The organism is Rosettibacter sp. KY25 (assembly GCF_057554405.1).
In genome coordinates, this window is record NZ_BAAJAO010000020.1 from 1 (window position 1) to 12,562 (window position 12,562).

11 protein-coding genes and 2 tRNA genes are annotated in these 12,562 nt (G+C 34.7%); all 13 read left to right on the top strand.

The annotated features are described in order from the left end of the window. The first annotated feature begins 103 nt into the window (after positions 1-103). Positions 104-179, top strand: a tRNA-Gly gene (locus AC27L2_RS11145). A gap of 21 nt (positions 180-200) precedes the next feature. Continuing rightward, positions 201-368, top strand: coding sequence for a 50S ribosomal protein L33 (gene rpmG, locus AC27L2_RS11150; protein WP_353677674.1), 168 nt, complete (start codon positions 201-203; stop codon positions 366-368). Positions 369-370: 2 nt separating this feature from the next. Then, positions 371-443: transfer RNA gene (locus AC27L2_RS11155), tRNA-Trp, on the top strand. Between the two features lie 20 nt (positions 444-463). Then, positions 464-646, top strand: a complete 183-nt coding sequence (gene secE, locus AC27L2_RS11160; RefSeq protein WP_487211843.1) for a preprotein translocase subunit SecE — start codon at positions 464-466, stop codon at positions 644-646. Next, the gene (gene nusG, locus AC27L2_RS11165) at positions 647-1,192 is read left to right on the top strand and encodes a transcription termination/antitermination protein NusG (RefSeq protein WP_487211844.1); all 546 of its coding nucleotides are present in this window, start codon (positions 647-649) and stop codon (positions 1,190-1,192) included. It begins immediately after the preceding gene. A gap of 17 nt (positions 1,193-1,209) precedes the next feature. Continuing rightward, positions 1,210-1,635: a 50S ribosomal protein L11 gene (gene rplK, locus AC27L2_RS11170; RefSeq protein ID WP_487211845.1), complete on the top strand. Its 426-nt coding sequence runs from the start codon at positions 1,210-1,212 to the stop codon at positions 1,633-1,635. A gap of 16 nt (positions 1,636-1,651) precedes the next feature. Next, positions 1,652-2,353, top strand: coding sequence for a 50S ribosomal protein L1 (gene rplA, locus AC27L2_RS11175; RefSeq protein ID WP_487211890.1), 702 nt, complete (start codon positions 1,652-1,654; stop codon positions 2,351-2,353). A gap of 128 nt (positions 2,354-2,481) precedes the next feature. Beyond that, on the top strand, positions 2,482-3,003 hold the full coding sequence (gene rplJ, locus AC27L2_RS11180; RefSeq protein ID WP_487211846.1) for a 50S ribosomal protein L10: 522 nt from the start codon (positions 2,482-2,484) through the stop codon (positions 3,001-3,003). A gap of 37 nt (positions 3,004-3,040) precedes the next feature. After that, the gene (rplL, locus tag AC27L2_RS11185) at positions 3,041-3,421 is read left to right on the top strand and encodes a 50S ribosomal protein L7/L12 (protein ID WP_487211847.1); all 381 of its coding nucleotides are present in this window, start codon (positions 3,041-3,043) and stop codon (positions 3,419-3,421) included. A gap of 179 nt (positions 3,422-3,600) precedes the next feature. Then, a complete protein-coding gene (rpoB, locus tag AC27L2_RS11190) occupies positions 3,601-7,317 on the top strand; it encodes a DNA-directed RNA polymerase subunit beta (RefSeq protein WP_487211891.1) in 3,717 nt (1,238 codons plus the stop codon). A gap of 45 nt (positions 7,318-7,362) precedes the next feature. After that, positions 7,363-11,607 carry a DNA-directed RNA polymerase subunit beta' gene (rpoC, locus tag AC27L2_RS11195; protein ID WP_487211848.1) on the top strand — a complete coding sequence of 1,415 codons (4,245 nt, stop codon included), beginning with the start codon at positions 7,363-7,365 and terminating at the stop codon, positions 11,605-11,607. A 102-nt stretch (positions 11,608-11,709) separates the two neighbouring features. After that, complete coding sequence (gene rpsL / locus AC27L2_RS11200; protein WP_353677666.1) at positions 11,710-12,087, top strand: 30S ribosomal protein S12; 378 nt, start codon at positions 11,710-11,712, stop codon at positions 12,085-12,087. A 3-nt stretch (positions 12,088-12,090) separates the two neighbouring features. Continuing rightward, entirely contained in the window at positions 12,091-12,558 is a 468-nt protein-coding gene (rpsG, locus tag AC27L2_RS11205; protein WP_487211849.1) for a 30S ribosomal protein S7, read from the top strand. Positions 12,559-12,562 lie beyond the last annotated feature (4 nt).

Consider the following 12,562-nt stretch of genomic DNA (forward strand, 5'->3'; position numbering starts at 1 on the left):
AATAAGCGGGAGTAACTCAGTTGCTTGTCCGCCTCTGGCGGAGCAGAGTCACTTTTCCCGAATAATTTGTTCATTCTAATTTTGATATTCTAAAAAAAAATAAGCGGGAGTAACTCAGTTGGCAGAGTCACAGCCTTCCAAGCTGTTGGTCGCGGGTTCGAGTCCCGTCTCCCGCTCCAATTTAGTTAAGAGGATTTATAATGGCAAAATCTAAAAATGTAAGACAGATTATTACTCTGGAGAGTTCTGCTGGAACTGGTTATCGCTACACTACAACAAAAAATAAAAGAAATCATCCCGGTCGTGTAGAATACAAAAAGTATGATCCAATAGTAAGAAAGCATGTAATTTTTAAGGAAACTAAATAAACACGTCAGTAGCTCAATTGGCAGAGCAGCGGTCTCCAAAACCGCAGGCTGGGGGTTCAAGTCCCTCCTGACGTGCAATCAAAAAAAATAATTCTATGAAAGAAAAAATTATCAATTTTGTAAACGATGTCGTCAAAGAAATGAAGAAGGTTACCTGGCCTTCTAAAGACGAACTAAAAGAATCAACTACAATTGTTATTGTTGTTTGTCTTATTCTTGCTTTGTTTACTTATGTTATAGATATGAGTATTAGTCAAATATTTAAAGGGATTTTTTAATTGGAATCTGGAAACGGTAAATGGTATGTAGTTCGTACTTTTTCGGGACATGAAAACAAAGTAAAGACATTAATCGAAAATGAGCTAAAAGATAATGAAGAATTACGCTCTCGAATTTTTGAAGTTTTAGTTCCGACCGAAAAAGTACTCGAGATTAAAGATGGGAAAAAGAAAACAAAGAAGAAAAACTTTTTCCCAGGGTATATTTTAATTTGTGCAGACTTGGATTTGAAAGTAAAGGATTTTATCCTAAATACTCCTTCTGTAATGGGATTTTTGGGTAATCCTAAAAATCCATTACCATTACTCCCTGATGAAGTTAAAAGAATTGTTGGAAGAATTTCTCAGGGTGAAGAAGCAGAAAGAACAGAAACTGTATTTCGTGCAGGTGATTTTGTTAAAATTATTGATGGACCATTCAATAACTTCTCTGGTGTTGTAGAAGAAGTTAATGAAGAAAAAATGAAAATCAAGGTTATGGTTTCGATTTTTGGAAGAAAAACACCTGTCGAAATTGATTTTGTACAAGCTGAATTAGAGAAATAAATTATTAGGTTAAAATTATGGCAAAGAAAATAGAAGGTTATATTAAACTTCAGATACCAGGTGGACAGGCTAATCCTTCACCTCCAGTTGGACCTGCTTTAGGTCAAAAAGGTGTTAATATCATGGAGTTCTGTAAACAATTTAATGCAAGAACTGCAGATAAACAAGGATTAATTATTCCTGTTGTTATTACTGTTTATTCTGATAAATCATTTACATTTATCACAAAAACACCACCTGCTGCTGTTTTATTAAAGAAAGCTCTAAAAATTGAAAAAGGTTCTCCCGAACCAAATAAAACTAAGGTTGGAAAAATTACAAAAGAGCAGCTTAGAGAAATAGCACAATTAAAAATGCCAGATTTAAATGCTCATGATATTGAACATGCAATGAGTATGATTGCTGGCACAGCTCGCAGTATGGGAATTACAGTTGAAGAATAAAAAATGGTATAATAAAATGAAAGTATCAAAAAGAGTTCAAGCTATAAGAAAGAATGTAGATACCAAAAAAGAATATACAATTGAAGAAGCGATTAAAGTTCTTAAAGATAATTCAAAAGTAAAGTTTACAGAATCGCTTGATTGTGCTGTTCGTCTTGGTGTTGACCCTCGCCATGCTGACCAGATGGTAAGAGGTACTGTTTCTTTACCTCATGGTACAGGTAAGCAGGTTAGAGTTCTTGTAATTGCTAAAGGTTCTTTAGCAGAAGAGGCATTGAAAGCAGGTGCAGAGTATGCAGGTTTTGAAGAATATCTCGAAAAAATTAAAAATGGCTGGGCAGATGTTGATGTGATTATTGCAACTCCTGATACAATGGGAGAAGTTGGAAAACTTGGTCGTGTTCTTGGTCCTAAAGGATTAATGCCAAATCCTAAGAGCGGCACAGTTACTCAAGATGTTGCAAAAGCAGTCAAAGAAGTAAAAGCTGGTAAAATAGAATTCCGTGTAGAAAAAGCTGGAATTGTTCATGCATCTTTGGGTAAATTAAATTTCACTGTTGAACAATTAGCAGAAAATGTAAGAACATTTTTACAGACAATTGTTAAACTAAAACCAGCTTCGGCTAAAGGTCAATACATTAAAAGTATTTACCTTTCTTCTACAATGGGACCAGGATTAAAAATAACTAAAGACGAAGCAGCCCTGGCTACTAAATAAAAATTACGCACTCTGCCTTGATTTAGCTCAGCTATTTCAAGGTTAAAAGTCTATGGCTATAAAATTAGCCTTAGACTCAAAATGCTTCAAAGCCGAACAGTTGTTCTAATAACTGATACGGGAGAATAATGAAAAAAGCTAAAAAAGTAGAAGTACTTGAACAGATTAAAGAACTTGTAAAAGATTCTTCAGCAATGTTTCTTGTTGACTATAAAGGTGTAAACGTTGCTGATATCAATAAACTCCGTGCAAACTTCAAAAAAGAAGGAGTTACTTACAAAGTCTTTAAAAATACTTTATTAAGAAAAGCCCTCGAAGAAATTGGAGGGTATGATAAATTATATGACCATCTTACTGGGATGACAGGTGTAGCATTTGCAAAAGATAATTTTGTTGCACCTGCAAAAATCATTAAAAAATATTTTGATGAAACCGGCAAATTTGCTTTCAAGGGATGCTATCTTGAATCAACATATTACGGTTCTGACCAGTTAGATGCAATTGCTTCGATGCCAACGAAGGAAGAAATTATTGCCGGAATAATTGGAAGTATTGCTTCGCCGTCGTCTGGTATTGTTGGAGCAATTAATGCTGTTATGAGAGATTTAGTAAGTGTTATTGATGAAATCTCAAAGAAAAAAGCAGCTTAAAATTTTTTAGGAAAAATTAATTAATAGGAGAAATAAAATGTCAGAAAAAGTTGCAGAAATTGTAGAAAAAATTAAAGCTCTTACTTTAGTAGAAGCAGCAGAATTAAAGAAAGCCTTAGAAGATGAATTTGGAGTTACTGCAGCAGCTCCTGTTGTAATGGCTGGCGCTCCAGCTGCTGGTGCTGCAGCTGCACCTACAGAAGAGAAAACTGAATTTGATGTTATTCTCGAAAATGCTGGTGCAACTAAAATCAATGTAATTAAAGTTGTTCGTGCACATACAGGACTTGGATTAAAAGAAGCAAAAGATTTAGTTGACGGTGCACCAAAACCGGTTAAAGAAGGTGTATCTAAAGAAGAAGCAGAAAAGATAAAGAAAGAATTAGAAGAAGCTGGCGCTACTGTAACAATTAAGTAAAAATCTTTTTCAATAATTATTTGAAAAATCTGAAGTGGTAAAATGGAAATTCCGTTTTACCACTTTCTTTCATTATAAAAATGAAAGAATTTAATAAAATCATTGGAGGTTAGGCTTTGGAAAAACAAAAAATTAATAAAAGTACGGGTAGAATTTCGTTTGCGAAGATTACTAATGCGATGAAGGTGCCAGATTTATTGAATATTCAGCTTGAATCATTTGAAGAATTCCTGCAAGCAAAAGTGCCGCCTTCACAGCGAGAAAACAAAGGATTGCAGGCTGTATTTAATCAGAACTTCCCAATTCTTGACAATAAAGAATTTTATCGCCTCGATTTTATTGAATATTACATCGAAAAACCTCGTTTTTCAATTGCAGAATGTGAAGAAAGAGGTTTAACTTATTCAGCACCATTAAAAGCAAAATTGCGCCTTTCAACAAAAGATGATGAAACAGGCGAATACATCAATACAGTTGAACAAGAAGTTTATCTTGGTAATCTTCCTTATATGACAGAAAGGGGAACTTTTATAATTAATGGCGCAGAAAGAGTAATTGTAAGTCAATTGCATCGTTCGCCTGGAGTTGCTTTTGCTCAAACATTTCATCCAAATGGAACACCAATTTATTCTGCAAGAATAATTCCATTTAAAGGTTCATGGGTAGAATTTGCAACCGATATAAATAATGTTTTATATGTTTATATCGACCGCAGAAAAAAGTTTCCATCTACAACATTACTTAGAGCATTAGGCTACGAAACTGATGAACAAATTCTTAACTTATTTGATTTAATCGAGGAAGTTCCAGTTAAACATTTAGATGCAGAAAAACATTCAGGAAGAATTGCAGCTAATGATGTAATTGATTTGCAAACAGGCGAAATTTATGTTTCAAAAGATGGACAACTTACAGAAGAAATTATAGATAATATTAAAAAATCATCTCTTCAAAAAATACAATTAATCAGTGCAGAAACATCCTACGAGCAGGATTTAATCATAAATACTCTTAAAAAAGATACATCTAAAACTAAAGAAGAAGCACTCTATGCAATTTATCGTCAGCTTCGTTCAGGAGAAGCTCCGGATTTAGAAACTGCAATAGCATTGCTCGATAAATTATTCTTCAATGATAAACGATACGACCTTGGTGAAGTTGGACGTTTTAGAATGAATGATAAATTAGGTCTGAATGTTGACGAAAATATTCATGTTCTTACTGTTGAAGATATTATTGCTATTATGAAAAATATCATCATGCTTAAAAATGGCAATGTGAGCGTTGATGATATTGACCACCTTGGTAATAGAAGAGTAAGAACTGTAGGCGAGCAGTTGATGCAGCAATATAATGTTGGTCTTGCAAGAATGGCGCGCACAATTAAAGAAAGAATGAATATGCGTGATAACGAAAATATGCAGCCGCAGGATTTAGTAAATGCAAGAACCATAAGCAGTGTAATTAATGCATTCTTTGGTACAAATCAGCTCTCGCAATTTATGGATCAAACCAATCCACTTTCAGAGTTAACCCACAAAAGAAGAATTTCAGCATTAGGTCCAGGTGGATTAACTCGTGAAAGAGCTGGATTCGAAGTGCGCGACGTTCATCATTCACATTATGGAAGACTTTGTCCAATCGAAACCCCAGAAGGTCCAAACATTGGTCTTATATCTTCACTTACAATTTATGCACGCGTTAATCAATATGGATTCTTAGAAACACCATATAGAAAAGTAAAAGACGGAAGAGTAACAAATACAATTGAATATTTAAGTGCTGATCAAGAAGATGAATACATAATTGCTCAAGCAAATGCTCCACTTGATGAACAGGGAAGATTTGTTCTTGATAGAGTAAAATGTCGTCATAAAGGAGAATTCCCAATTGTTCCTCCTTCTGAAGTTGATTACATGGATGTTGCACCTGCACAGATTGTAAGTGCAGCAGCAGCGTTAATTCCATTCCTCGAACATGATGATGCAAACCGTGCTCTGATGGGTTCTAACATGCAGCGTCAAGCTGTTCCTCTTTTAGTTCCTGAAGCACCAATTGTTGGAACAGGAATGGAATATAAAGTGGCAAGAGATTCACGACTTCTTATTTTGGCAGAAGATGATGGCGTTGTTGAATATGCAGATGCAAGAAAAATTATTGTAAGATACGATGTTAATCTCGATTCAGAAGAAGCACTTGTAAGCTTTGATGATGAAAGAAGAGTTGAATATAACTTAACAAAATTTGCAGGCACAAATCAGGAAACATGTTTTACACAGCGCCCGGTTGTATTTACAGGTCAGAAAGTTAAAAAAGGTGATGTTCTTGCTGATGGCCCATCTATGGATAAAGGTGAACTTGCACTTGGAAGAAATATCTCGGTTGCATTCATGCCATGGAACGGATATAACTTTGAAGATGCGATTGTTATCAGCGAAAGATTAGTATCTGAAGATATCTTTACATCAATTCATATTGAAGAATTTGAATTACAAGTAAGAGAAACAAAACGAGGTGAAGAAGAATTAACAAGAGATATTCCAAATGTAAGCGAAGAAGCAACTAAAGATTTGGATGAAAATGGAATTGTTCGTGAAGGTGCAGAAGTAAAAGAAGGCGATATATTAATTGGAAAGATTACACCAAAAGGTGAATCAGATCCAACACCTGAAGAAAAATTGCTCAAAGCAATCTTTGGAGATAAAGCTGGTGATGTAAAAGATGCATCATTGAAAGCACCTCCAGGATTAAAAGGTGTTGTAATAAAAACTCGATTATTTAGCAGAAAGAAAAAAGATGCTGAAGCAAAGAAACTCGAGAAAAAACAATTAGATGAATTAGAAAATACATATAAAAAACAACAAGAAAATTATTATAAAAAACTTGTTGAAAAATTAACAAAGATAACTTTAGGAAAAACTACAACTGGTATTCGTGACCTTGATGGAACTGTGGTTTTGAGAAGTGGAACTGTAATTAAAGAATCAACTTTTGCTGATATCGATGATGTAACAAAACTTGATTATACAAAAGATTGGTTCGAAAGAAAAAATACAAATGAATTAATTAGAAAATTATATTCTAACTATTTCAAAATTGTAGCTGAAATTGAAGAAAATTATAAGAGAGAAAAACTAAAAATTCAATCAGGTGATGAACTGCCTCCTGGAATTACCCAGCTTGCTAAAGTTTATGTTGCTAAGAAAAGAAAAATTCAGGTTGGCGATAAAATGGCAGGACGACATGGTAACAAAGGCGTAGTTGCTAAAGTTGTTCCAGTTGAAGATATGCCATATCATGAAGACGGAACACCTGTTGATATTGTATTAAATCCACTTGGAGTTCCTTCTCGTATGAATCTTGGCCAACTTTATGAAACAGCTCTGGGCTGGGTTGGAAAGAAATTAGGAGTAAAATTTGAAACCCCAATTTTTGATGGTGCAGGTGTTAAAGATGTTGAAGAATGGTTAAAGAAAGCTGAACTTGATGAAGGCAGCAAAACATGGCTTTATGATGGAAGAACAGGTGAAAGATTCCATCAAAAAGTTACATGTGGATATATCTACATGATGAAACTTGGTCATATGGTCGACGACAAAATTCATGCTCGTTCAATTGGACCATACTCATTAATTACACAACAACCACTTGGTGGAAAAGCTCAGTTTGGTGGACAAAGATTTGGTGAAATGGAAGTTTGGGCTCTCGAAGGTTATGGTGCAGCTCATACATTACAGGAAATCTTAACGGTTAAAAGTGACGATGTTGCAGGAAGAGCTAAGACTTATGAGGCAATTGTTAAAGGCGAAAATATTCCGGAACCAAATGTTCCAGAAGCCTTTAACGTAATGATTAAAGAACTTCAAGGTTTAGGCCTTGAGATTAAAATTAATTAACCGTAAGAAACCGCTTAAGCGGATAAAAATTTAAGGAGAATAATTATGCGATCTAAAACACAAGATACAAAAGCAAAAACAATAGAAAAGATAACTATCAGCCTTGCAAGTCCCGATGATATTCTTAATAGATCGCATGGCGAAGTTACTAAACCAGAAACAATCAATTATAGATCATTCAGACCAGAAAAAGATGGATTGTTTTGCGAAAAAATATTTGGACCAGTAAAAGATTGGGAATGTGCTTGCGGCAAATATAAAGGTATTCGTTACAAGGGCATTGTTTGCGATAGATGTGGTGTTGAAATTACACTAAAGAGCGTTCGTCGCGAAAGAATGGGTCATATTGCTCTTGCAGTGCCTGTTGTTCATATCTGGTTCTTCAAAGCACTTCCTTCAAAAATCGGTAATATTATTGGAATGACCACTAAAGAACTCGAAAGAATAATTTATTATGAATCTTATGTGGTTATTAATCCTGGTCCAACTGGTTTGAATAAAAAAGATTTGATTTCAGAAGAGCAATATTATGAAATTGTTCAATCGTTGCCTCATGATAATGATGCACTTGATGACAACGACCCCAAAAAATTTGTTGCTAAAATTGGCGGCGAAGCAATAAAAGAACTTCTAAAAAATACTGATATTGAAAAAACATTTCAGGAATTAAAAGCACAGCTTGCTAATGAAACATCTCAACAAAAACGAAGTGATTTGTTAAAACGTCTTCGTGTATTAGAAGCTTTTAGAGAAAAAGAAGGGAAAGTTCAGAATAAACCTGAGTGGATGGTATTAAGTGTAATTCCAGTAATTCCACCTGAACTTAGACCACTTGTTCCTCTTGAAGGCGGTCGTTTTGCAACAAGTGATTTAAATGATTTATACCGAAGAGTAATAATTAGAAATAATCGTCTCAAAAGATTAATTGAAATAAAAGCACCTGAAGTTATTCTTCGAAATGAAAAAAGAATGCTTCAAGAAGCTGTCGATGCACTTTTTGATAATTCACGCCGTGCAAGTGCAGTAAGAAGTGATGGCAACCGTCCTCTTAAATCTTTGAGTGATATGCTCAAAGGAAAACAGGGAAGATTCCGTCAAAACCTGCTTGGTAAACGTGTCGATTATTCAGGCCGTTCCGTAATTGTTGTTGGTCCTGAACTTAAACTTCATGAATGCGGATTACCAAAAGACATGGCAGTAGAATTGTTCAAACCATTTATTATTAGAAAACTGATTGAAAGAGGACATTATAAAACTGTTAAGAGTGCTCGTAAAGCTGTAGATAGAAAAGATCCAATCATCTGGGAAATTCTTGAAAAATTAATTGATGGTCATCCAGTTCTGCTTAACAGAGCACCTACTTTGCATCGACTTGGTATTCAAGCATTTCAACCAAAATTAATTGACAGCAAAGCAATTCAATTGCATCCGATGGTATGTACTGCATTCAATGCAGACTTTGACGGTGACCAAATGGCAGTCCATGTTCCTCTTTCTTATGAAGCTCAGCTTGAAGCATCGATATTAATGCTTAGCTCTCATAATATTCTTTCGCCACAAAATGGTATGCCTATTGTAATTCCAACTCAAGATATAGTTTTAGGCTGCTATTATCTTACAAAAGTTCGACCAGGTGCTAAAGGCGAAGGCAAAATTTTCAGCAGTATGGAAGAAGTGATTATTGCATATAATTCCAAAGCTGTTGATTTGCATGCTCGTATCAAAGTTAAATATGAAGATAAATTATTAGAGACTACTGTTGGACGAGTAATATTCAATCAAATTGTTCCTAAAGAAATGGGATTCATTAATGAATTACTCGTCAAGAAAACATTCAGTGGACTGATTTATAAAATGTTTATGAAACTTGGCAACGAAGTAACTGCCAAATTCCTTGATGATGTTAAAGATTTAGGATATAGATATGCTACTGCAGCTGGTATCTCAATAAGCTTTAGCGATATGGTTATTCCTGACGAAAAAGTAAAATTAATTGAAGAAGCAAATAAAAAAGTTAACAGCATTTTGAATGAGCATGAACAAGGTTTGATAACTGATGCTGAAAGATATAATAAGATTATAGACGTATGGACTTTTACAACTAATAATGTTGCAAAATCATTAATGGAAAGATTGAAGAACGACCAGAATGGATTTAATTCACTTCATATGATGGTTGACTCTGGTGCTAGAGGTTCTCAAGAACAGGTTCGTCAGCTTGCTGGTATGCGTGGACTGATGCAAAAACCACAAAAGAGCTTAACTGGTCAATCTGGTGAAATTATTGAAAACCCAATTGTGGCAAACTTTAAAGAAGGCCTTTCAGTTCTTGAATATTTTATTTCTACACACGGTGCTCGTAAAGGTCTTGCTGATACAGCTTTGAAAACAGCTGATGCAGGTTATTTAACAAGAAGATTATGTGATGTTGCTCAGGATGTTATTGTAACAGAAGAAGACTGCGGAACTATCCGTGGTGTTTATGTAACAGCTCTCAAAGATGTTGAATTAGAAAGAGAGCCACTCGCAGAAAGAATTATCGGTCGTGTTGCTCAAGAAGATGTTTATGACCCAAGAACTGATGAGCTGATTGTGGAAGCTGGACAATTAATCACAGAAGAAATTGCAGAAAGAATTGATGAAGCTAACATTGACCAGGTTTACATCAGAACAGTTTTAACCTGCGAAGCTAAACATGGTGTTTGTGCAAAATGTTATGGTAGAAATTTAACCACAGGTCAATTAGTAGAAATTGGCGAAGCAGTTGGAATTATTGCTGCTCAATCAATTGGTGAGCCAGGTACTCAATTAACTCTTAGAACATTCCACTTTGGTGGTACATCATCTCGTATTGCAAGTCAATCGCAAGTTGAAACTAATGTGGAAGGTACTGTAAGATTTGATAGAATTTCTTACGTAGAAAAGAATGATGTTTTCGGAAAAGTTAAAGTTGTTATTGGCAGAAGAGGTTCAATTGGAATTTTTGACGATGACGATAGACAGATTAAGAAATATGAAATACCTTATGGTGCAGAGTTAATGGTTGAAGATGGACAAAAAGTTAAAAAAGGTCAACCGCTTTATAATCATGACCCATATAACTCTGTTATTGTTTCTGATATTGGCGGAAAAGTTAGCTTTGTTGACTTGGTTGATAATGTTACTTATCAGCAAGTTGCAGACGAACAAACAGGCCATGTTCAGAAAGTAGTTATTGAATCTAAAGATAAAAATCTTACTCCGAGCATATTAATAAAAGATGATAGTGGAAATGAAAAATTATTTAATATCCCGACACGCGCTTATCTATCAGTAGAAGAAGGTGAGGTAATTCAACCTGGAACAGTTTTGGCAAAGATTTCTAAAGCTACTGCAAAAACACGAGATATTACTGGCGGTTTGCCAAGAGTAACAGAATTGTTTGAAGCAAGAAGTCCACATGACCCTGCAATTGTTTCTGAAATTGAAGGTAGAGTAAAGTTTGGACCTCGTAAAAAAGGTGCGCGAGATATAATTGTTGAATCACTTGATGGTTCAATTCAAAAAGTATACACTGTTCCTTATGGTAAACATATTCTCGTTCAGGAAGGAGATGAAATTCCAGCAGGTGAAAAAATTACAGATGGGCCAATTAATCCGCATGATATTCTTAAGATTAAAGGTCCAAATGCAGTTCAAGAGTATCTTGTAAATGAAATACAGGATGTTTATCGCTTACAAGGTGTTAAAATAAATGATAAGCATATTGAAATAATTGTTCGTCAGATGCTGCAGAAGCTAAAAGTAATTTCTGCTGGTGATACTAATTTCATCGAAGAAGACCTTGTTGATAGAAATAAATTGCTCGAAGAAAATGAACGCATCAAAAATATGGTTTATATAATTGACCCGGGTCAATCAAAATTCAAAGCCGGTCAATTAATACCTCGTTCAAAATACAGAGAAATTAATGCAGATTTGACACGTAAAGGCAAAAAGCCAATGAAAGTAAGAGATGCAGAACCAGCAACATTCGAGAATATACTATTAGGTATTACTCATGCTGCATTGTCTACAGAAAGCTTTATCTCAGCTGCATCGTTCCAGGAAACAACTAAAGTTCTTACAAATGCAGCTACAGAAGCAAGAACAGATTATCTTGTAGGACTTAAAGAAAATGTAGTTATGGGTCATTTAATTCCTGCAGGTACTGGTCTAAAGAAATATAAGAATATTATTTTAACAGCTGAAGAAGTAGAAGCTCAAGCAGCAATTCCAAATGAAGGAGTTGAAGAAAAAGAATCTGCTTAAAAAACTTAAAAATATAAATTGATTTTCTTGACAATTGGATTAAGAATCAATAAATTTTGAGTCTGAATTTTTACTTAAAAGAAAAAATTTGGAGGAATATTAGTGCCAACAATTAATCAGTTGGTAAGAAAAGGAAGAGAAGTAGTAAAAGCTAAGAATAAGGCACCAGCTCTGGAAGGTAATCCTCAGAAACGTGGTGTTTGTACAAGAGTTTATACTACTACTCCTAAAAAACCTAATTCAGCTCTTAGAAAAGTTGCGAGAGTTAGATTAACTAACGGAATTGAAGTTACCGCATATATTCCTGGTGAAGGACATAATTTGCAGGAACACTCAATTGTTTTGATTAGAGGTGGAAGAGTGAAAGATTTGCCAGGTGTTCGTTATCATATTATTAGAGGAACTCTCGACGCAAGCGGAGTTGAAGACAGAAAGAAAGGTAGATCTAAATACGGAACTAAAAAACCAAAAGCAAAATAGTTTATGAGAAAGAAAAGAGCAGAAAAAAGATTTATTAAGCCGGATCCAAAGTATAATGATGTTTTGGTTGCTAAATTTATTAACTATTTAATGTGGGATGGCAAGAAAACCATTGCCAGAAAGATAGTTTATGAAAGCTTTGATATCATAGAACAAAGAACAAAGAAACCGGCTTTGGAAATTTTTAAGAAGGCAGTTCAAAATGTTTCTCCTATGGTTGAAGTAAGAAGCCGTAGAGTTGGTGGTGCTACATATCAGGTTCCTATGGAAGTGCGCCCAGAAAGAAGAACTGCGCTGGCATTAAGATGGCTTAGAACTTATGCTCGTGAAAGAAAAGATAAATCCATGGCATTGAAATTAGCTGCAGAATTAATAGCAGCTGCTAATAACGAAGGAAACGCAATTAAGAAAAAAGATGATACACATAGAATGGCTGAAGCCAATAAAGCTTTTGCTCATTTTAAGTGGTAATGAG

Coding starts and splice junctions, on each gene's coding strand:
- rpmG (WP_353677674.1), top strand. CDS start 201: ATGGCAAAATCTAAAAATGTAAGACAGATTATTACTCTGGAGAGTTCT.
- secE (WP_487211843.1), top strand. CDS start 464: ATGAAAGAAAAAATTATCAATTTTGTAAACGATGTCGTCAAAGAAATG.
- rplK (WP_487211845.1), top strand. CDS start 1,210: ATGGCAAAGAAAATAGAAGGTTATATTAAACTTCAGATACCAGGTGGA.
- rplA (WP_487211890.1), top strand. CDS start 1,652: ATGAAAGTATCAAAAAGAGTTCAAGCTATAAGAAAGAATGTAGATACC.
- rplJ (WP_487211846.1), top strand. CDS start 2,482: ATGAAAAAAGCTAAAAAAGTAGAAGTACTTGAACAGATTAAAGAACTT.
- rplL (WP_487211847.1), top strand. CDS start 3,041: ATGTCAGAAAAAGTTGCAGAAATTGTAGAAAAAATTAAAGCTCTTACT.
- rpoB (WP_487211891.1), top strand. CDS start 3,601: ATGAAGGTGCCAGATTTATTGAATATTCAGCTTGAATCATTTGAAGAA.
- rpoC (WP_487211848.1), top strand. CDS start 7,363: ATGCGATCTAAAACACAAGATACAAAAGCAAAAACAATAGAAAAGATA.
- rpsG (WP_487211849.1), top strand. CDS start 12,091: ATGAGAAAGAAAAGAGCAGAAAAAAGATTTATTAAGCCGGATCCAAAG.